Source organism: Peredibacter starrii (assembly GCF_034259205.1).
In the GTDB taxonomy this organism is placed as follows: Bacteria; Bdellovibrionota; Bacteriovoracia; order Bacteriovoracales; family Bacteriovoracaceae; genus Peredibacter; species Peredibacter starrii.
On the sequence record NZ_CP139487.1, the window covers coordinates 1,789,880 to 1,810,093 of the forward strand.

The window sequence follows — 20,214 nt, forward strand, 5'->3', positions numbered from 1 at the left end:
TTTAAAATAACTTTTGTTAGTGAAAGTCATAAGATGAGACATCGGAGAGAGTATGTTAAATGCGCAACAACATTCTTCCAATCCACAGTCTGATTACCGCAAGTTAGTTGCGAGTCTTCCAGGTATGTATATTGTCATGCTTCCAGATGCTCCCCATTTTACAATAGTCGATTGTAATAGTGATTTGTTTCGAATTACTAAAAGAAGGCCGGAAGAGGTGATTGGAAAACCTCTGTTTGAAGCTTTCCCGGACAATCCCGATCATCCTGAAGCAAATGGAGTTAAAAATCTATTACGCTCTCTTTTGGTCGTGATGGAAACAAAGTCTCCTCATACCATGGCCATTCAGCGTTATGACGTAAAAAATGAGAAAGGTATTTTTGAAGAGCGATATTGGAATCCCATTAACTATCCGGTTTTGGATGATGCTGGAAATATTTTATATGTCATCAATCAAGGCGAAGATGTTACAGAACTTATTCGCACCAAACAGGTGAATGAAAAGTTAGAGCGCATGGAAACCGAAGTTTATATTCGTGCCCGCGAGATTCAGGAAGTGAATGAAAAACTTCGAAGTGCAGAAGCAAAGTACCGAGGTCTTTTTGAGTCCGCTCAGGACGCCATCGTTGTGCTGGATAAATGGGGGAAAATTAAATTTGTAAATCATCAAACCATTCATCAGTTCGGTTATACTGAAGAAGAACTTGTGAATCGCGATGTGGAACTTTTGGTTCCTGAACGTTTAAAAAAATCTCATCTCGCATTCAGACTGACGTACTTTGATAATCCCATTCCAAAACATATAGGAGAAAGACAAGTCGAGCTTTGTGGACTTCACAAGGACGGTCATGAATTTCCCATCAGTGTGACCTTGAGTCCACTCCTTACCCGTGAGGGCCTTTGGATCACTGCCATCATAAGAGATATCAGTGAGACCAAGAGATTAATGGCAGAGTCCATTCATGCCCGTGAGGACATTATTGCAACAGTTTCTCATGATCTGAAAAATCCTCTTTCCAGTATTGTGGGAAATGTTGCTTTACTTACAAAATTCAACAATAAGCAAACTGACCCTGATCCAAAGTTAGAAAAAATTATTCATGGACTTCAAAAGGCCGCGGGCCAGATGACATCCTTAATTCAGAATTTGCTAGATTTTAGTAAGCTTGAGGCGAAGTGTTTCGTTGTGAATAAAAATCCTCAGAATGTTTCTGATATTGTTCAGGGAGTGACACAGATTTTTGAACCGCTCGCTTGGGACAAAAAGATCAAACTCACAGTTTCAGTTGAACCTAATCTTCCCATTCTGAATTGTGATAACTTGTGTGTGAATCGGGTCCTCTCAAATCTCCTGAGTAATGCCATTAAGTTCACTCCGAAAGGTGGTTCAATTGAGGTCCAGGTTAAAAAGGACATTGAGTCGATCGTTTTTATGGTGAAGGACAATGGCCCGGGAATTTCAGAGGAAGAAATTGAACATGTCTTTGATCGTTATTGGCAGTCTAAGCGAACTGCCATCAAGGGAACTGGCCTGGGACTGGCGATCGTGAAGGGGATCATTGATGCCCATGATGGTTATGTCTGGGTAGAATGTAAGGTCGGAGTAGGCAGTGCTTTTTATTTCACACTGCCTCTCAACGCAAGCGCTACAACTGAATTAGAGAGCTTCCACTGAACTTAGTATTAACCAGTTCAATTTCTCCTTCAAAAGGCACCTGAAGAGTGATCTGTTCCGATGGAGCTTTTACACACATCACACGTCTGGAAACTTCATTTGAAATATTAACTGCCGAGAGAAAGATCTTTCCTTTTCCATCCACCACTTCGAAGTGAGTGAAGTATCCTCCCAGGCGATCCAGGCACCCTTGAAGTGCGATTTCAATTTCTACGACTGAACCAATCGCCATACAAGTGGCGCGTCCTGGAATTCTCGGACAAATTTCTTTCACTGAAATGATCTCACCCTTGGCCTGTGACAAATTGAGATCACCTTTTTTGATTGGAACGATCCCGCGTGCATAGATTGATTGTGAAATTATAAAACTTAAAATCAGAAGCATGGTTTTCATTTTGTCTCCGGGTTTAAGAAGATAAGAAGGGAAAGTTAAAACGGCCGAAGGACAAAATCAAAATGTTCAAGCTTAAGGGAAGTTTAATTTATTGGAAGAGAAACCCTGCCTGGATTCAGGCAGGATTAAAAAAAATTATTGAGCGGTTTTAAGACGGGCAGCGATTGAGAAGTTTTTGGCACCGGCGCTACGAGCTGTGTCCATAATCGTCATGACCTTATCAAGTTGCGATTCTGCATCACCCTCAAGGATCACAGATTCAGTCTTCAGGCTTACAAGTTTCGCTTTAATGCGCTCTTGAAGTTCCTCTAACTTAACTTCTTCACCTTGAACGGCAATGCCGCCATTCTTAGATAGCGAAACAACCAGTGTTTCGCCGTTTTTATCACTTACAGCATTCATTTCAGGGAGATCAACATCCAATCCTGATTCAATCGCGGCCGATGAGCTCACCATAAAAATGATGAGAAGCACAAGCATGATATCAATCAGCGGAGTCATGTTAATGTCTGAAACGATTTGCTCTTCGTCGTTTCCGTTTTTGTTACTAAAAGCCATAATGACCTACTTTGTCTTTCTGGCCAAAAGAACTAGTTCTGCAATGTCTTCAACCTGGTGCCTGAACGACTGCGCAGTTTTATTCACTTTAGTCTGGAAGTAGTTGTAGAAAAGAACGGCAATAACCGCCACGATAATACCAGCGGCAGTTGCGATCAATGATTCAGAAATACCTGCTGCCACTACCGAAAATCCACTCTTACCAGTTGCACCGATGGCCTTGAATGAGGCCATGATACCTAGAACCGTACCAAATAGACCCACGAATGGAGCAGATGAGGCGATTGTACCAAGGATCCAAAGATTCTCTTTTAGGCTAGAATTTGTCTCAGAGAGACGGCGAGATAACTTATCTGCCATGTCTTCTTTAGAAGTATGGGTCTCTTCCATCAGCACTTCATAAGGACGGCTGATAGATTCAGGGAATCTTTTTAAAGTATGTTTAAGATCATCGAAGCGTCTGCTTGCGATGGCCTGATTGATTTCTTGATTAAGCTTTTCAGATTCTCTGATGAAGGCGCGAAGGAAGAATATCTTATGAGTTGCCACTGTCCAGGCAAGAATTGAGAAAACCAGAAGGGGATACATAATAAATCCGCCCTGGTGAAAGAGTTCCATCATTGACATAAATTCGATCCTTTTGAATAAAACGAAGAGCAAATATTGCATTAAATTATCGCCATTTAGCAGCGATAGACAACTTCTAAAATGCCTTTGCTCGAGATAGAAAGCCGTGAATAAAGACGGAGCGATGAATTGAGAGTACTACTCTGAAGTTTCTTTAATATCAATAGGTTGAAGTCATGGTGTGTCGAAGGTTTTCTTCACCAGTTCATTCCATTCGGTTTCTTTAAATTCGAATCGTCTGGATTTCTGACTTTGGGCCTCAGTGCACACTTTTTGAAAACCTGAAATGGGAGCTCCGGATTTAACACCATAATAGTCTGTGAAAGTAGTTCCGGCCCCATAGGTTTGAGCACAGAATTCTTCCGGAGTGAGCTTTTTCCAATCATTCAATTGAGAGACTTTTCTACTCACTTCGTAGCGGTGTCCCCGCATTTGTTCCTGGAAATCTTTAACCATGATCTCCTTGGCCTCCTGGGCGGATGGCTGCTTCAGCACATACTCCAGAAGTTTCTCTTCACGGGCCTTTGCAAATTGACCTTTGGCAGACTCCGCCACGATCTCAGGAAGCTTATATTGAGGGAACTGACCAGCGTTCCATTTTTGCATGCTTCGGTCTTTGGCGATGATTTGTTTTGCCTGACATTCAAGGGTCTCTTTGGCCTTACCTTCAAACAATGCTCCTGAGCATTTTTCAAATTCCAAGCGCCAACTATAATCAGTTGCAGTCAAAGGACGAGTAAAAGCATTGGCGTCTTCAAAAGACTTCTCAACAATTTGTGATACGGTCTGATTCAATTTAGTCATTTTCTGACTGATCTCTTGCTGAAGGGGATCGTTAAGTAAAAGTTCATCAACCAGACCTTCTAAAACCATATTGCGATTTGCACTGGTAGGTTCAGCCCCGACCTTTTTTAAGGCCTGGTTAATCAGCTCTTTCGTCTTGGAGCTTTCTGCATGAAGCTTAACTCCACAAAATGCGACTTCGTTTCGGGCCACTGGGTAGTGCTGAATCATTCCACGGCAAGCTCCGGTGACTTCTTCTTGAGAGAAGGATTTGTCCTCAATTGATTGCACCAACTCTCGAGCAACGTCTTTCTGAACTTGCTCAAGTTTATTCATTGAAATCGGGGAACATAGTTTTGAATCTAAATACTCAATGCCCTGATAAACTCGATCTTTAATAAAAGCATATTTTTCGGGACAACTCTTTTTAAGTCCCTGAGCATTGTAACGATAAGCTGATACAACTTCTGAGAAGTCTTCCCAAGGATTGGTCGTTCCGTAGTTTGAAATGAAGCAAGCGTTGTCCTGGGCCTTCCAGGTATCACCCTTTTTAATCCAACCACTAAGTTTTAGCCATTCCGGTGATTCATCCATATTTTTATTTCGAGACGCGAGATTGTGGGCCACCTCATGGAAGATTGTGTATTGCATCTCATCCGCACTCTGATTGCCCCAGGAATCGAAAAGCATAATCACGGCATTTGCCAGAGTGTATTCACTGTAATCTTTAAGCGTATACCCACGTTTAAAATGTGTCAGACGTTGATTGGGTTTACCTACTGGCACAAGTCTTTCCGGAACATCTTCCAGTCCGATTAAAACCTGGCCCATTTCTTCTGGAGTAAAAGGAGAAGAGTTGGAGAAGGCGAGATCAGAAGTGTTGTAATTGTGCTTCAATTTTATATAAAGCATCTTGATGGCATTCTCTCTGCCCCAGATCTTTTCCATGGCACACAGAACTTTTTCGCATTCCGGATTAATCTTATACTCGTTCTGAATTTTTTTCTGGTTCTTTGAGTCTTTATAAAATCCAAAACCGTCCATCGCAGTGGTGAAATCTTCAAACGCCTCGATCAGTGCAGGACTTTCATTTCTAAATTGCACTCCGTGAACCGAGCCTCGGGATTTACCAGTTGATTTTTTTGCGATGAAATTCAACATCTCTTCTTCGGGCAAAGGTGCTTTCGTTTTACAAGGAGCATTTCGAATCTGACTTTCCTGAGCGCCACTCCACTCAAGAAGCTTTTGAATATCCGCTATGTCAAGGCCATGGTTTGGAACACAATTGGGATCGCCATGAGCAAAAGCCGAGAGATTCAACATGAGAGACAGGATCAAAAATTTTTTCATGGTAATTGCACCGAATGAATGGTTTTTGATACTGGATCAATAATAAGTTCAGCGTTCTTTTCTTTATAAATGAGGAAACGCCCCGCGGCCTTACCGTGAGTAGGATAGGGACGCATTTCCGAGAGAGGAAGTTTCGTCTTTAATTTATCTAACGAGGGTCGTTCGCCGCTGAAGGTGTAATGGAGAGTCGTTAGAATTTTTTTATCGTTAACAGTTAGCTTGAGAGCGTATTTAAATCCTTCTCGTTCCCAGTAATAATCTTTGCCTTCGACCAGATGCGCTTTACCCAAAAGCTTTTCAATATCGGTAAGCGTTGTTTTCTGTGGTTGCAGCTGACTTAAAGGAGATGGTAAAAGTTTTTGGACCTGCGTTTTCCAGGATGTCTCCGCTGAGACATTGGTTGCCATGAACAAGGTAAAAAGCAGGATTTTAATCATAGTTTTCTTGTCGGATAATCTTCCTTAAAGCTTTAGCCTATAAAGAGTAAGCCTATGAAATTAATGGCCCTTTTTTTAACCCTATTGACCCTTGGAGCTTGGGCCCAGGGTGAGCCCCCCAAACCTGAAGAGTTAGAAACTGAGAAAAACATTGAGTCGGTTTTTGGGGTCGATCAGAATAAAAAGTTTTCCTTCCATCAACCCACCTACTTTGTTTTTGGTGATGATGATTTGAAGCTTCAGTTTAGTTTTAAGTATCGACTGGCGAGGTCTCTTGATCTTTATTTTGCTTACTCACAAGTTATGTTCTGGGACATTTGGAAAGAGTCGAGACCCTTTGAAGATGTGAACTATAAACCGGAACTGTTCTACCGTTTATTGGAAACAAAAACCGGATTCTTTCAGAGTTTTGATATTGGATGGCTTCACACTTCCAATGGCCAGGATAAAGAGGATTCTCGTTCTTTGGACCGAGTTTTTATTCGTTCTAATATTGCCACAAAATTTCGTCGTCATAATGTTGGTGCCGTCATCATGATCTACAATATTTATAATGAAGATGCGACCAATGAAGATATTGTCGATCACTATGGATACTGGGACGCACTCTTTTATCTTTCAGACTTGGTTCATATTGAGAAACAAAGATTGGACCTTGAAGTCAGGGCCTATGCCGGTAAGAAGATCTATGACATTGATCAGGGGGCCTATCAAATTGGACTCATCTATAGAGTAGGAAGTGATAACTTTAATCCCTCCATTTATTTTCAAAGATTCGAAGGATATGGTGAAAATTTACTTGGTTACAACAAGCGACGCACGGAGCATCGACTGGGTCTAATGCTGTACTTCTAAGCATAAATGTTGTAGCGTTGTGCTCCTCATAGGAGAACATTTATGCGTTTTTTCATTCTATTAGCGCTGCTGCTAAGCTCGCAGGCATTCGCGCAACTTACAAATGAATCTGAGCTTGCTTACGTTCAAACTGGTGGTAACTCTGACGTTCAAACTGCCAATGCTAAAACCGTTAACATCTACACCTGGCCATCTCACAAATTCACTTTCGGCGGTCACTACATTTATGGTGAAACCAATAATGGTGTTTCTGCCAGAAACTGGGACGGAAACGGAAGAGTTGAAAAATCTTTAAGTGAGCATTTGTCTCTTACTCTGGGTGAAGTGATTGAAGGAAACAGATTCACAGGCATCAAAACTCGTTACAACTCCGACGTTGGCGCCAAATACTATTACATCAAAACGGACATGAAGACCTTCTTCTCTGAATTGGGTTACCGATATACGATTGAAGATCGTTATGCTCCGATTGAAAACACTTACGATAACAAAGGTCGTTTTTATAACGAATGGAACCACAAGGTCTCGGCCACGGTTCAATACAAGTTCTGGCTTGAATACATTCCAAACTTCACAGACTCTCGCGACTATATGGTCAACGGAGAGGCCTCATTAACTTCAATTCTTAATTCGGTATTTTCTCTGAAGATCGCTTATCTAGGGATGTATGATAATCGTCCGGCGTTTCTTGGATTTAAGAACTACGATTACACTCAGACCACATCTATTGTTGCTAAGTTTTAATGAAATAGGGGAGCATGATTTTGGTCATGCTCCCAGCGGTTTCAGACTCCTGAGCTAGAATCTAAACTGTCTCCGGTTGATGTCCCGGTGGAAGAAGAGCTTCCACTACCTGAGGACGAACTTCCAGTAGTGGTAGTTGTTGTTTCACTTGATGAGGACGATGATGAAGTTGAATCAGAAGATGAACCACCCTCACGACCACCTGTCGTAGAGCCACTTCCTCCGCCACTTGTTCTACCGCCTGAAGATCCTCCGACGAATCCACCCACAAATCCCCCGACAAAGCCTCCGCCTGTCCAGCCACTTGTTCTGCCACCGGAAGAGCCACCAGATGTTCCACCTGAAGTTGTTCCTCCACCAGTAGTACTTTCTTCACGGCCTCCTGATGTTCCACCAGAAGTTCTGCCAGTAGATGAGCCTCCACTGGTTCCGCCCGAGACTGTGCCATCCTGACCATCTGATACTGGACCCTGGCCATCATCAGATTCATTAGTTCCGCCACCAGTTGTCGTACCGGTTGATGGATCAGATTCACCTGCTTCAGGAGGTGCTGGACGATCCTGGTTTTCATCAACTTCAGCAATTGGACCTGGAATTTCATCTGTCACATATGGGTTACCTGGAGTCTCGCCAATTTTTTTATAAATACCGCAAACGATCGGAAGAGTTTGGAAGGCACGCCATCTGCCGAAGGTTCCAACAGTGTCCGGAAGATCGGTCTCTTCACTAATACCTTGGATCATGACCACTTTGCCTTCAAGAGCAAGGCCCTGGCCCGCACCGAGTTTTGCAATGTGATCACCCGGTTCACGGTCTTCACTTTGAAGATCGGTCAGGAAGCGACGGAAGCTCACAACACGTTCATAGTGATAACTTCCTGAAGGGTCACCCAGTGGATAGAAGGCGCGGCCCCCAGCTTGAGTACTTGGATCTGAATCCAGAGGAATCAGAAGTTTTCCTACGACATTATAGGCCTCATTGATATCAATGAATCCATCACCGTTTGTATCATCGGCAGCGGTCGGACATCTCGTTCCGGTATACACACCTTGCATGTGCCAGGCCTTGGGAGCTCCGGCAAACAATCTTAGATAAACAAAGAGTCTGTCTTCTTTACGTGTGAAAGAAGCCGAGCCGGGAATGGTACCCACTAAGTGACCATTCATGGTTTGAAAGGTCGCCTGGTAGAATCCATCAATATTGGATCCATCAACCGCCGCTTCTTCTTGTCGCTCTACCACGTCTCCCTCAGTGGGCGACTTGCTGGAAGAAGAATCTTTTTCTCCACAGGAAGTCATAAGGGAGAGAACAGCGAGGGCAGGGAGAAGCTTTTTGGTAATTTTTTTCATGACATTCTCTCCTTAAATTCTTTCGTCGAAGGCCTCTAAGTACGCGCCTCTGACTTCATCCATGTTGAATTTATCTTTTTGATATCCCCAGGAGTCGTACATCTGTAGGTCCGCCGGTTGATAAGTGTACATGTGTGTGCGGATGATGTAGCACTCGCCTGTATAAGGGAAGTCAGCATATTCGCTGTACTTTGTGATGACCGGACAAGGGGCATCGTTACGCATGAAAATATTGGTCCACTTTGTGAATTCGATCGGGCCGCGGGAATATTTCACGTCCATTACTCGTTCAACCACTTTGTCTCCGTCCTTGATATGAACGTAAGGAGCAATGTGGAACCACCATTCAAAGTTGTAACGACGGATATAGGTACGAGTAAAGAAGATCAGGATCTTATTTGATTTTAAGCTGTGCTTTCTCCACCATTCATAACTCCAAACCATGGCACGGTTAAAACACTGAGAGTCTTTTGGATTATAGCGTGCCTCTTTGAAATATTTCTTGGCGGTGTCCATGTCCTTGATAGTGGTAGGAACATACTCGCTGGTCGTGTTCATGGGAGTGAAGAACTTCTCATCTTCTTCTGGAGGCAGTGGTGGTGTTTCACTCGGATCCATTTTTACCACAAACCGATCATCATCCATAGTGAATGTGAACCAACGTCTGGCAGATTTTTCTGCCGTAAATTTTTTTAAAAGGGCCTGATCTTCACGTTTAACTTTCACGACATTCCCGCTCGTAAGGAAGATCAGAATTTCATCTTGAGCAGTTTTACCGTAGTCGATGTCGTAAATTTGAGTCGTAAGTTGAGTACCAGCGAAGAGAGGCAAGCTCAGGAAACAAAACAGTAGTCCGAAAACACGCATAGAACCCTCCATTGTTTTCTACGTACGAACAGCCCATGTATCATGTGAAGTTGACCTTTTCCTGTCTACTTAAGCTCTCTCTTTAGATTCCGAAAGATGGGCGCAAAGACGGACCTTAGAAATCTGGAAAATATGCAATAAAGCTTTGAATCGTTTTAATTTTCAATTGATGGCCTGTTTTGCAGATGAGCACATGCGATCCATTAAATGCTCTGACTCCTTCATCGGAGATCAGTGTCGAGGTCCAAAAAAAGTGTAATTTTCTGACAAAGAGGTTTAATGCTCAGGTTTTCTTGCCAATCGCCAAAATAAATTTCTAGAATTATCTGTAGCCCAAAAAAACAAAGAGAGAAAAATGTCGAAAGAACTGGTTCGAGGTCTGACCCTCGTTGATGCCGCCTCTATCGTTGTAGGAAGTATTATTGGAACCGGTGTTTTCTTAAAAACCGCCACCATGTCGAGCCTGGTAGGTAGTCCAGGAATGGTATTGGTCATTTGGGTGGTCGCAGGTCTGTTATCTCTCGCCGGTGCTTTGGCCTACTCTGAACTTGGAACTCTCATGCCGGACGCTGGTGGAGAGTATGTCTATCTTAAAGAAGGTTATGGCGATATCTGGGCCTTCTTATATGGTTGGATGAGATTTTGGATCGGTTCACCGGGCTCGATTGCTGCCTATGCGGTTGGTGGCATGACTTTCCTAAGTGGGGCAGTGGATCTTTCAATCGTTGGAGGTCGTGCCGCGGCCTCTGTTATCGTGATCATTGTTTTCTCTTCGATTAATTGCCTCAGTGTTGCTTTCGGTGGTCGCGTTCAAGCGATTATGACAGGACTTAAAATTCTCATCATCATTGGCCTTTCCGCTGGCATCTTTATTTTCTCAAATGGCGGAAGTTTTTCTCACTTAACTGAAACAACGCCTGCAATTTCTGGTTTCACTGGTTGGTCGGCATTTGGTGCTGCGACCCTGGCCGCTCTCTGGGCCTATGACGGTTGGAACAACCTTCCTATGGTGGCAGGGGAAATTAAAAACCCGCAGAGAAATATTCCGCTTTCACTTGGTTTAGGAATGCTGGTGATTCTTGCCATCTATTGTGTGGCAAATGTGGCCTACTTTTATGCGCTTCCTTTCACTGAAGTTCTAACTTCCAACTCAGATGCTTTTCCTGATGCCTATCCTGTCGCCACAAAAGCGGCCATGACTTTCCTTGGAACCTCCGGCATTACAGTTCTTTCCGCTGCCTTTGTATTTTCGGCCATGGGGGCCATGAATGGTTCAATCCTTGCGGGAGCAAGAGTTCCATATGCCATGGCAAAAGATGGATTGTTTTTTAAACAGCTGGCCAACGTTAATGACGTGACATTGGTTCCGGTGGTTTCAATTATTATTCAAGGCATTGTTTCAATGCTTCTCGCGTTGTCTGGAACATTCGATCAGCTAACGAACTATGTCGTTTTCTCATCATGGATTTTTTATGCCATGGTGACAGGAGTGGTGTTTGTCCTTCGGAAACGTAAACCTGATGCACACCGTCCTTATAAAACTCTTGGGTATCCGGTGGTGCCGATCATCTTTATCATCCTGGCCCTGCTCCTTCTTGTGAACACTGTTTGGACCAGTCCTCGTGAATCTTTAATCGGATTGGGCTTCATCCTTTCCGGTGTTCCAGTCTTTTATCTTTTTAAAAGAAAGAGTCGCGCTTCAATGGCCCGGGTCAATTAGCGCAAAGCAATTCAATTCAAATTAAGGTGCTTCTTCACTCGCTGAATGCGAAACAAGCTGAGTGAAGAAGTCTGAATCAGATCTAAACTCTGAGGCCCTGTTCAAAAGGATGGAGCATACCATCCTATGGTCTGTTGATCAGGACGGGCTTTTGATTAAAAGCTTCAGTCCCAATGCGGACCAAATCCTTGGTCTCATCCCCAAAAAAAATATTCTCGATTACATCCATTCGGTCGATCACGAAGAAGTTAATAAATGTTTTGGACGAGTCAAAGAAGTGCATCAGGTTGTTATGCAACATCGATTCTTTCGACCTTCCGGACAAAGTGTTTGGTTTCAAACTGAATTAAGTTACCGTCCAGAAAGTCAGGAGATCATCGGTGTCTCTCAGGACATTAGTGAAGTGAAAACTGGTTTTACTAGTGTGGCCGTAGATGAGGAAGGCGATAAACTCAGGGGGATCTTTCAATTTTCCACTGATCTCATCTGTATTGCAGGAGTCGACGGCACTTTTAAAGAGATCAATCCCGCCTTTGAGAAGACCCTTGGCTATACCGAGCAGGAACTACTGAGCCGTAAATTTCTGGAGCTGATTCATCCGGATGATCTCGAGATTACTAAGAAGGCCCTGAAGGCGATGGACGAGGGTCATCCGATTAAGGACTTTGAGAACCGTTATCGAAAAAAAGATGGCACCTATATCTGGCTTTCGTGGATGGGTCATCCAATTCCTGGAACTAATCTGGTCTATTCCATCGCCCGAGATATTTCAGAAAAAAAGAAAGCGGTAAAGGAACTTGAAAAACTGGTCAAAGAGACCTCGAGTGAGTTGGTTAAATCCCGCGAGTTCTTAAATCTCGTTATCGAAAATGTCCCTCATATGATGTTTGTGAAAGACGCCAAGGAATTGCGCTTCGTACACTTCAATAAGGCCGGCGAAGATCTTTTGGGCTATAGCAAGAATGATCTCTTAGGTAAAAATGATTATGATTTTTTTCCTAAGGAGCAGGCGGATTTTTTTACCAATAAAGACAAAGAAGTTCTCACTGGGAAAAAACTGGTTCAAATCACGGAAGAAGAAATCAGCACCAAGCATGGTAAGAAGTACCTCCGGACAAAAAAAGTTCCACTCTTAAATGAAGAAGGGGAGCCCATTTATTTATTGGGGTTCTCTGAAGACATCACAGACTGGAAGACCGCAGCAGATCTCCGATTAGAAATGGCCCGAGAGCAAACTTTAAGTAAAGAAAAAGAACGTGCTCAACAAAAGGCCACTTTCCTCGCAAGTGTGAGTTCAGTGCTGGCCTCGTCACTTGATTTTCGAGACACACTGGAGAAACTTGCTCAGACCATAGTTCCTTTCCTGGGAGACTGGTGCTCTATTTTGTTTATAAAAGAGGAAGGAACGATCGAAAGAATTGCCATCCATCATTGGGACTTAAAAAAACAACACCTCATAGAAAAGCTCTCCCATTATCCCGGAAGTCGCACCATTTTGAATTCTCCGACTTTTCAGCAGACCCTAAAGACAGGGAAGTCCTATTTTTTTAATGATGTAACAGATAAGGAATTGAATCGTCTGGCGCTCGATGAAGAGCATTTGAAAATCCTGCGGGAGTTGGGCACTCATTCGGCCATGGCGATACCGATCATCTATGGAGACAAGATCTATGGCGCCATTTCACTAAACCTGGCAGATAAAGATCGAACTTATGATCAGGAAACTCTTCTGATTTCAGAGGAAGTAGGAAGAAAGGCGGGGGTCGCTATCGAGAATGCTCTTCTCTACCGAACTGCTCAAAAGGCGATTGCCGCCCGTGATGAGTTCTTATCAATTGCCTCTCATGAGCTTAAAACACCTGTCACCTCAATTAAGCTTCTCCTTCAAATGACCAGAAAGTCCGTTAATCCGGCAACTGGTGCAGGTCCTTCGGCAGAAAAACTCGCTCACGTATTAGATCAGGCCAATGATCAGGTCAATCGTCTTACGACTTTGATTGAAGATCTTCTGGATGTTTCGCGAATTGAGATGGGGAAGATATTTTACAAGTTTTTACCGCTCGATTTTTCACATCTTTTGAAAGAAGTCTGCTCTCGTTACCGGGAACATATGAAGTCGTTTCATTGTGAACTCACCTGCTCGATAGAAGATGGGCTCACTATCCTTGGCGATAGAATGAGAATTGAACAGGTCATTATTAATCTTCTCACCAACGCCGCAAAGTATGGGGAGCAAAAACCTGTCACAGTGACTTTGAAGAAAATGTCCAACTCAGTCGTACTGGAAATTAAAGATCAAGGAATGGGGATACCCCAGGACAAGTTAAGTAAAGTTTTTGATCGATTCGAGCGCGCAGTTCAGGCCAGTAATATTTCAGGCCTTGGTCTTGGACTCTATATTTCCCGAGAAATTGTAGAGGCCCATTTGGGGAATATTTCAGTCGTAAGTGAAGTCAACAGAGGATCAACTTTTAGAGTCGAAATACCAATATACCTAGGGAACGCTTCAACATGAAAATTTTCTTTTTATTTCTATTGTTATCGTCCATGGCCTTCGCCGGTGAACAAAAAATGGCGATGATTACTTCTGAATTTGATGAGGACATCAAGACCTTCTATCTTATGACGGACGAACGTCAAATGATTGAAGGCATTCGTTATGTGACCTCTCGCCCGCCGGGGAGAGTTGTGGAAGACAGGATCATCTGGGCCGATGAAATTCTAAATGGTGGAGTCGTACTAGAAGAGCGAAATGGGATGGAAGCGGTCCGTTTAGGAGTAGAACGTTTTTCTCTTGAAACCGGTGGAACAATAAAACTTACTTATCTCTTTAATGGCATTACTGGTGAGCGAAAAGTTCACCGACTTCTGCTCAAGAAAAACGATCAGCATTTTCTCATGACAGATTTAGCGCATAAAAATGTTAACCGATTATTTCTGGTGGCCAACCGTTCTCGTATTTTTGGAATCGTTGGCATTAAAGAAATCCTGACCTATTGGTCGGACACGGAGGACCTTTCGGTTTTCTTTCAATTGGATAATTATGATTTCTTACTAGGAGGTATCGATGCCAAATAGAGATCAATCTAGTTTTCACACCGATCAGGGTAAATGGGACCGTCGAGATTACACGAAGGATGAGCGCATTTTTGAAGACGAGTCTGAAGAAGATCTTGATCTCTCTGCTGAAGAGGCAAACACTCCTGAACACATATCGCGACCAATTCGAGATGAGGAAATCGAACAAGTGGTTAAAGAACTTCTTCACAATAGTAATAAAATGGATGCGAGTGACGTTACCGTAACCGTCAATGACTCTCAGGTGAAGTTAAGTGGAACAATGAAATCTCAAAAAGAACGGGACTATGCGATTGGGGTCGTCAAATTAGTGCATGGGGTGGGTGAAGTCACTTCGGAAATTATCGTGAAGACCCATGGCGGAATTCTTCCAAGCGACTTAGGGCGCGATTAAGTGGTTACCCATGAAAGATGAAAGAAACTTAATATGAACGCCTAAAACGCCCATAATTAGAAAGATAACTTTCAACAACAAGTTTGGATTTGAGAATTTATCTAACACTTTTTCCATGGAGCGGAAAATAAACAGGTTGAATCAATAATTCAAGCTTGTCAGAAAAAGTTACAAATCGTACAAACTTAACGCCTTGAATCTTAACTTAAGTATGCCTAAGTAGTATGTTTTGCGCATGAAATACCTCTGCTTTTTATTGTTATTTGCTCTTCAAGCTCAAGCTTCTCTTCAAGAGGTATTCCAGTATCCAGAAGATAGAACCTATACTTCTGCCGATCGTGGAATGATGCCGTATCGTGCACTTTCTCTTTATAAAAGTAATACATTTGTTCTGACTTTCGATGATGGCCCTCATCCCACTCGTACAAAACAAATTCTTGATGTTCTAAACAAGTACCAGGTGAAGGCGACATTTTTTGTACTTACTTCAAAACTAAACAATGAAACATTCCCGCTCATCAAGCGCATGCTGGACGAGGGTCATATCGTTGCTTCTCATGGACCGACTCATGATCGATCGGCGGATCTAAAGAAAGAGGAATGGAAGAAACAAACGAAACAATCATTCGTGGATCTCGCCAAATGGTACAAGCTGGCGGGCCATGAATTCACAAAGTTTTATTACCGTTTCCCATACGGGGACTATGGCACTCGCAGTGACTATCACCACATCAATGCTTTGAAAGAAGTTTCTCAGGAACTTATGGGTGAAAACTGTATTCACATGGCCTTCTGGGACGTGGACACAAGTGATTGGGTTCCAGGAATGACGGGACAAGAGGTTGCTCAAAATATTATTGCCCATAACGAGGGCGGTACTTATATTGATTTTAAACGCGTGAACGGGGTGTATGTAAAAAACCCTGTGCAGTTAAAAAATCCTCCGGCCGGAGGAGTGATCCTTCAACATGACGTTCAAGAGCCATCCATCAATGGTCTTGAGCTGTTCATTCAATATGCCCAGGCCCGTAATATTAATCTTCCACGCATCGATGAAGTTGAAGAATTCCGAATCACCAAGAACTGCAAACTATGAAATCAAATGAAGACTCGAAATTAAAACTGGGCATGGGCCTGGCCGCCCTTGGCGTTGTTTACGGTGACATCGGAACCAGTCCGCTTTACGCGTTCAAAGAATCTTTCCACCACACTCACGATCTTCTGGTAAATACCACGAACGTTTACGGGATTCTTTCCCTGATCTTTTGGTCACTCATCTCGGTGGTGTCGATTAAGTATCTGGTGTTTATTGTTCGTGCTGATAACCAGGGAGAGGGTGGAGTTCTGGCACTAACGGCCCTGCTCCAAAATCTTTCGATTAAATCTAAAAACCTTCTGAAGGTTTTGACTCTGTTTGGTATTTTTGGAACGGCACTTTTATATGGTGACGGGATGATTACGCCGGCGATCTCAGTACTTTCCGCTGTTGAAGGTCTGGAGTTCATTACCCCGGCCCTGCATTCTTATATCATTCCAATAACGATCGTGATTCTGATTGCGCTCTTTTCGATTCAACGGCATGGTACGGCCGTCGTCGGTAAAATTTTTGGTCCTCTGACTCTTACCTGGTTCATTATCATTGGTATCCTGGGGATTTATCAAATCACCAAGGACCCTTCGATTCTTCAAGCAGTGAATCCCTATTACGCGATAAAGTTCTTTCACGTAAATGCCTTTAAAGGTTTTACTGTACTTGGATCGGTCTTCCTCTGTGTGACCGGTGGTGAGGCCCTCTATTCGGATCTAGGTCACTTTGGTAAGGGTCCCATTCGCCTTGCCTGGTTCGCAGTGGTCCTTCCTTGTTTGATTCTTTGTTACTTTGGACAAGGTGCTCTGATCCTTCAAAATCCAGAGGCAGTGAAGAACCCTTTCTATTTAATGGCCCCTGAATGGGCCCTGATTCCACTTGTGGTCATGGCGACTCTTTCTACATGCATTGCCTCACAGGCCCTTATTACGGGTGTTTTTTCACTAACCATGCAGGCAGTTCAACTTCAGTACATCCCACGTGTAACGATTGATCACACTTCCGAAGAAGAGTTTGGTCAGATTTATGTGAGAACGGTTAATTTCCTTCTCATGATTGCTTGTATTGTCCTGGTGTTAACTTTTAAATCATCAAGTAACCTTGCTGCGGCCTACGGTATTGCCGTAACAACCACCATGGTTATCACCACGATACTTTTCTACTTTGTGGCCAGATACGCCTGGAACTGGTCGCCACTGGTGGCATTGCCGCTTTGTGCTTTCTTCCTTGTGATTGAAGGCTCATTCTTTGGCGCGAACTTACTTAAGGTCCTTCACGGTGGTTGGTTCCCGCTTCTTGTGGGGATCATTCTTTATACTCTGATGACGACGTGGAACCGCGGACGTCAGATTCTGGCCGAGCGTATGCTCGAGTTTATTATGCCGCTTCCGGATTTCTTAACTGAGATTCGTACTAAGAGGCCGGTACGTGTCCCAGGAGTCGCGATTTATATGTCCGGGCATCCTCAATACGTGCCACCGACACTTTATCAAAGCTACCGTCACTTTAATTGCATTCACGAGCACTTGGTGTTCCTATCGGTCCATACTTCAGATATTCCTCACGTGCCGGTTTCAAACCGTGTGAAGCTTCAGGACATTGGCCCGAACATTTATCGAATTGCCATTGAGTATGGTTTCATGGATCTGCCAAACGTTCCCCATGATCTTCAGAATCTGGTACTTGCTCATAATCTGACGCTAAAGCCGTTTGAGTCGACCTATTTTCTGGGTCGTGAGCATTTGATTGCCACTGAGAGAAAGGGAATGATGCTTTGGCGTGAGAGACTTTTCGCGGTGATGTCGAGAAACGCTCAACCTGCGACTCGCTTCTTCCAACTTCCGCGTGAGCGAGTAGTTGAGATTGGTTCAGTGATCGAGCTTTAATTCTGTTCCATAAAAAAAGGCCACCCAATGGGGTGGCCTTTTCATTTTGATTACTATTTACAGCTTAGTTGTTCAGCAGTGTAAAGCTCAAAGCTTGAAGCTTTTGTTGCGACTACTTTAAGAACCGCATCCAGGTTGTCCTGAGCAAGTTTCTGAGCTTCCGCTGATTCTTTAGCGTTAATCAGGTCAGAAAGTTTAGTGCTACAAAGACGTTTCTTAATGCGAGTAAGAACGTAGGCCTTCACTTCTTCTTTTGTTTCAGGACGGTCAAACTTACCGAAGAAGTTTGTCCAACTATCGGCCGTTCTTTCTGCACTTAGAGCATATGCATACATTCCAGAGATCGCCTCATCAAGCTGGGCCGCAACCTCTTCAACTTTCCAAACCGGAGCAGCGTTTGATTTTGTATCAAGTACAAGATCTAGTACGCGGTTAATGCGTGATTCCCAGAAAGAGAACGGGTCACTTGTAGCATCTGACTTCGAACACTCAGGAGACTTAAACTGCATTGAAAGCTTATCGTAACCCTGGTCTTCATCAGTACAGAACCAATCTTTATGCTTAGGAGTTACACCTTTATATCCATAAGCGATCGCCATGCGGTCATATGAACCAATTGTGTTGAGGTAACGGAAACCACGGCCTAGATATTCCATCACTGAACGTGATACTGAACCTTCTTCACCATTTTCAACTGCGCCTAGGTTACCTTTAAAGTTGTGACGAAGACCTAGGTTGTGACCAACTTCGTGGGCCACGATCTCAAGCATATAACCTTCCATATAGGTCTCATATGTCATGCCGGCCGGAACAACTTCGAAGTGACCTTTAACGATAGGATCTTCAAGGTGGCTGCGTTGTGAGTGAACAGTCATCTCTAGGGCCTTACCCAGTTTCAATTTGAACTGAGTTTGAGTGCGCTTACTAAGTTCTTTCTGAGCGGCCACATTAAAGGCCTTTGTAAGTTCATTGGCCTTGCGAGTTTCACCTTGAGCAAGAAGTGCATTGATCTTCTTCGATTCAGCAAACCACTTAGAGTAAAGTTCAACAATCGTTGGACCTTGTACCAGAACGTTCGCTGACAGAGTTTCACCAGTGTGTTGGTTCGCGATTGATGGCCCTAGCCCTCCGTAACCAGCTTTGTTTTCAAGGTCCCACTCGATGATGTTGTAACGAATGTCACCCGGGATCAGCTGCTCTGAGCGAGGGTCATCCTTATCAATGAACTCGTAGCTAATGAGGTCTTTACCAATAGTGTTTCTAAATTCTACGTTCCATGAATCCATGGCTCGGGCGAATGTTCCTTTAAATTCAGCTGGAACGTTCTTGATATAGTACTTAACGGGAGCGGCCGCAGTTCCGTTTGATGTCGTCGAGAAACGAGTGATCTTTTCATTGGCACTTCTTGAAGTACCGAAGAAACCAACACCTTCTGCCGCCGAACGAGAAACGAAGGCAGGGTTGAAGGCCGATCCAAGTTTAAGATACCAACGAGTCGTGAAGTCTGTGGTCTTAATCGATGTATCTGATGGATCCGCTTTTACCGGAATCATTTTTGTTTTGATATCAAACACCAGGGTCTTTAGATCATAATCAACTTCAGTTGTTTCTGAAGAGATCGCCTTAAGCTCAGTGTACTCACCAGTTGGATCAAGCATTGAGATCAGGTCCAGCTCACGACCGATGGCCGAAAGATCCAGGATCAACATGCCCGCTTCCTGGTTAAAACCAACGATAGGAATGCTTAGAAGTGCATTTGGTTCAGTGTCTTCAGTACACTTGGCCGAACAACCAACTAGAGTCAGTGCCGGGTTACCATCAGGCAAGCGAGAGATAAGGGTACGAACGTGAATTGGTGAAAGGTCAGTAAGCTTTAACCCACCAAGATTTTCATTTTCTTTATCAGTGACCTTTGTGATGACACCACCAAAAATATTCTGCTCACCAATCATACCGATCGGGAAACCTACATAAAGAGTGTTCTCGTTAGCAACTTTCATCATCTTGCGAGATTTCTGAATACTGTCAGCTGACTTAGGAGCATCCGGAAGATTATTAAGGACCGAAAGGGTCTTTGGGTTAGAGATGGAAAGGATCGACTTACTGAGGGCCATCTCTTTAAGTTGGGCCTCGTTAATGACCTGAAGTTCAACGTTTTCATCACCAATAATCTGGTTAACGTTTTGAGAATCATTAGTTACGCGATTTGATTTATTTTTTTTAGACTTAGCTTGAAAAACACTGTCTACATTACAGGCAGATGCTAGAAGGGCCAACGCAGAGACAGCAATAAGAGACGATTTCATTTTCTTCACACACACTCCGATGTTTTGTTGAGCACGGGGATCATACCTAAATTTAGGGTCAAGACGGAAAGCTTAGAAAAACTTACACGATTATTTATTTTTAA

At 43.5% G+C, this 20,214-nt stretch carries 17 protein-coding genes; 9 read left to right on the forward strand and 8 right to left on the reverse strand.

The window, feature by feature from the left end; genetic code table 11:
• The first annotated feature begins 52 nt into the window (after nt 1-52).
• A complete protein-coding gene (locus tag SOO65_RS09080) occupies nt 53-1,675 on the forward strand; it encodes a sensor histidine kinase (RefSeq protein ID WP_321399571.1) in 1,623 nt (540 codons plus the stop codon).
• Here SOO65_RS09080 and SOO65_RS09085 read toward each other — a convergent pair.
• The 5 genes from SOO65_RS09085 to SOO65_RS09105 all read right to left on the reverse strand — a co-directional run bounded on the left by SOO65_RS09085 (nt 1,647) and on the right by SOO65_RS09105 (nt 5,824).
• Complete coding sequence (locus SOO65_RS09085) at nt 1,647-2,069, reverse strand: hypothetical protein (RefSeq protein ID WP_321399573.1); 423 nt, start codon at nt 2,067-2,069, stop codon at nt 1,647-1,649. The genes SOO65_RS09080 and SOO65_RS09085 overlap by 29 nt on opposite strands.
• A gap of 135 nt (nt 2,070-2,204) precedes the next feature.
• Nucleotides 2,205-2,627 carry an ExbD/TolR family protein gene (locus SOO65_RS09090; RefSeq protein WP_321399574.1) on the reverse strand — a complete coding sequence of 141 codons (423 nt, stop codon included), beginning with the start codon at nt 2,625-2,627 and terminating at the stop codon, nt 2,205-2,207.
• Nucleotides 2,628-2,633: 6 nt separating this feature from the next.
• Nucleotides 2,634-3,254, reverse strand: coding sequence for a MotA/TolQ/ExbB proton channel family protein (locus SOO65_RS09095; protein WP_321399575.1), 621 nt, complete (start codon nt 3,252-3,254; stop codon nt 2,634-2,636).
• A gap of 174 nt (nt 3,255-3,428) precedes the next feature.
• Nucleotides 3,429-5,387 (reverse strand): hypothetical protein, encoded by a 1,959-nt coding sequence (locus SOO65_RS09100; RefSeq protein ID WP_321399576.1) that lies wholly within the window; start codon nt 5,385-5,387, stop codon nt 3,429-3,431.
• Nucleotides 5,384-5,824: a hypothetical protein gene (locus SOO65_RS09105; RefSeq protein ID WP_321399577.1), complete on the reverse strand. Its 441-nt coding sequence runs from the start codon at nt 5,822-5,824 to the stop codon at nt 5,384-5,386. The genes SOO65_RS09100 and SOO65_RS09105 overlap by 4 nt, the downstream gene beginning before the upstream one ends.
• A gap of 54 nt (nt 5,825-5,878) precedes the next feature.
• Here SOO65_RS09105 and SOO65_RS09110 point away from each other — a divergent pair, with 54 nt between their 5' ends.
• Nucleotides 5,879-6,679, forward strand: a complete 801-nt coding sequence (locus tag SOO65_RS09110) for a phospholipase A (RefSeq protein WP_321399579.1) — start codon at nt 5,879-5,881, stop codon at nt 6,677-6,679.
• A gap of 42 nt (nt 6,680-6,721) precedes the next feature.
• Entirely contained in the window at nt 6,722-7,423 is a 702-nt protein-coding gene (locus SOO65_RS09115) for a DUF481 domain-containing protein (RefSeq protein WP_321399581.1), read from the forward strand.
• 41 nt (nt 7,424-7,464) lie between these two features.
• Here the strand turns inward: SOO65_RS09115 and SOO65_RS09120 are convergent, their stop codons facing one another.
• Nucleotides 7,465-8,772 carry a hypothetical protein gene (locus SOO65_RS09120; RefSeq protein WP_321399583.1) on the reverse strand — a complete coding sequence of 436 codons (1,308 nt, stop codon included), beginning with the start codon at nt 8,770-8,772 and terminating at the stop codon, nt 7,465-7,467.
• Nucleotides 8,773-8,784: 12 nt separating this feature from the next.
• Nucleotides 8,785-9,639: a protein-glutamine glutaminase family protein gene (locus tag SOO65_RS09125; protein ID WP_321399584.1), complete on the reverse strand. Its 855-nt coding sequence runs from the start codon at nt 9,637-9,639 to the stop codon at nt 8,785-8,787.
• Nucleotides 9,640-9,994: 355 nt separating this feature from the next.
• Between SOO65_RS09125 and SOO65_RS09130 the strand changes: the two genes are divergently transcribed.
• The 6 genes from SOO65_RS09130 (at nt 9,995) to SOO65_RS09155 (ending at nt 17,804) form a co-directional block, all read left to right on the forward strand.
• On the forward strand, nt 9,995-11,359 hold the full coding sequence (locus SOO65_RS09130) for an APC family permease (RefSeq protein WP_321399586.1): 1,365 nt from the start codon (nt 9,995-9,997) through the stop codon (nt 11,357-11,359).
• Nucleotides 11,360-11,420: 61 nt separating this feature from the next.
• Nucleotides 11,421-13,874: a PAS domain S-box protein gene (locus SOO65_RS09135; RefSeq protein WP_321399588.1), complete on the forward strand. Its 2,454-nt coding sequence runs from the start codon at nt 11,421-11,423 to the stop codon at nt 13,872-13,874.
• On the forward strand, nt 13,871-14,437 hold the full coding sequence (locus SOO65_RS09140) for a hypothetical protein (protein WP_321399590.1): 567 nt from the start codon (nt 13,871-13,873) through the stop codon (nt 14,435-14,437). The genes SOO65_RS09135 and SOO65_RS09140 overlap by 4 nt, the downstream gene beginning before the upstream one ends.
• Nucleotides 14,427-14,831: a BON domain-containing protein gene (locus tag SOO65_RS09145; protein WP_321399591.1), complete on the forward strand. Its 405-nt coding sequence runs from the start codon at nt 14,427-14,429 to the stop codon at nt 14,829-14,831. Before SOO65_RS09140 ends, SOO65_RS09145 begins: the two co-directional genes overlap by 11 nt.
• A 235-nt stretch (nt 14,832-15,066) precedes the next feature.
• Nucleotides 15,067-15,927 (forward strand): polysaccharide deacetylase family protein, encoded by an 861-nt coding sequence (locus SOO65_RS09150; RefSeq protein WP_321399594.1) that lies wholly within the window; start codon nt 15,067-15,069, stop codon nt 15,925-15,927.
• Complete coding sequence (locus tag SOO65_RS09155) at nt 15,924-17,804, forward strand: potassium transporter Kup (protein WP_321399596.1); 1,881 nt, start codon at nt 15,924-15,926, stop codon at nt 17,802-17,804. The genes SOO65_RS09150 and SOO65_RS09155 overlap by 4 nt, the downstream gene beginning before the upstream one ends.
• 53 nt (nt 17,805-17,857) lie before the next feature.
• Here SOO65_RS09155 and SOO65_RS09160 read toward each other — a convergent pair whose 3' ends face one another.
• The gene (locus SOO65_RS09160) at nt 17,858-20,110 is read right to left on the reverse strand and encodes a zinc-dependent metalloprotease (RefSeq protein WP_321400193.1); all 2,253 of its coding nucleotides are present in this window, start codon (nt 20,108-20,110) and stop codon (nt 17,858-17,860) included.
• Nucleotides 20,111-20,214: the final 104 nt, after the last annotated feature.

What these genes read in the sequence shown, in the direction of transcription:
- SOO65_RS09080 (WP_321399571.1), top strand. Translation starts at nt 53, where the DNA reads ATGTTAAATGCGCAACAACATTCTTCCAATCCACAGTCTGATTACCGC.
- SOO65_RS09085 (WP_321399573.1), bottom strand. Translation starts at nt 2,069, where the DNA reads ATGAAAACCATGCTTCTGATTTTAAGTTTTATAATTTCACAATCAATC.
- SOO65_RS09090 (WP_321399574.1), bottom strand. Translation starts at nt 2,627, where the DNA reads ATGGCTTTTAGTAACAAAAACGGAAACGACGAAGAGCAAATCGTTTCA.
- SOO65_RS09095 (WP_321399575.1), bottom strand. Translation starts at nt 3,254, where the DNA reads ATGTCAATGATGGAACTCTTTCACCAGGGCGGATTTATTATGTATCCC.
- SOO65_RS09100 (WP_321399576.1), bottom strand. Translation starts at nt 5,387, where the DNA reads ATGAAAAAATTTTTGATCCTGTCTCTCATGTTGAATCTCTCGGCTTTT.
- SOO65_RS09105 (WP_321399577.1), bottom strand. Translation starts at nt 5,824, where the DNA reads ATGATTAAAATCCTGCTTTTTACCTTGTTCATGGCAACCAATGTCTCA.
- SOO65_RS09110 (WP_321399579.1), top strand. Translation starts at nt 5,879, where the DNA reads ATGAAATTAATGGCCCTTTTTTTAACCCTATTGACCCTTGGAGCTTGG.
- SOO65_RS09115 (WP_321399581.1), top strand. Translation starts at nt 6,722, where the DNA reads ATGCGTTTTTTCATTCTATTAGCGCTGCTGCTAAGCTCGCAGGCATTC.
- SOO65_RS09120 (WP_321399583.1), bottom strand. Translation starts at nt 8,772, where the DNA reads ATGAAAAAAATTACCAAAAAGCTTCTCCCTGCCCTCGCTGTTCTCTCC.
- SOO65_RS09125 (WP_321399584.1), bottom strand. Translation starts at nt 9,639, where the DNA reads ATGCGTGTTTTCGGACTACTGTTTTGTTTCCTGAGCTTGCCTCTCTTC.
- SOO65_RS09130 (WP_321399586.1), top strand. Translation starts at nt 9,995, where the DNA reads ATGTCGAAAGAACTGGTTCGAGGTCTGACCCTCGTTGATGCCGCCTCT.
- SOO65_RS09140 (WP_321399590.1), top strand. Translation starts at nt 13,871, where the DNA reads ATGAAAATTTTCTTTTTATTTCTATTGTTATCGTCCATGGCCTTCGCC.
- SOO65_RS09145 (WP_321399591.1), top strand. Translation starts at nt 14,427, where the DNA reads ATGCCAAATAGAGATCAATCTAGTTTTCACACCGATCAGGGTAAATGG.
- SOO65_RS09150 (WP_321399594.1), top strand. Translation starts at nt 15,067, where the DNA reads ATGAAATACCTCTGCTTTTTATTGTTATTTGCTCTTCAAGCTCAAGCT.
- SOO65_RS09155 (WP_321399596.1), top strand. Translation starts at nt 15,924, where the DNA reads ATGAAATCAAATGAAGACTCGAAATTAAAACTGGGCATGGGCCTGGCC.
- SOO65_RS09160 (WP_321400193.1), bottom strand. Translation starts at nt 20,110, where the DNA reads ATGAAATCGTCTCTTATTGCTGTCTCTGCGTTGGCCCTTCTAGCATCT.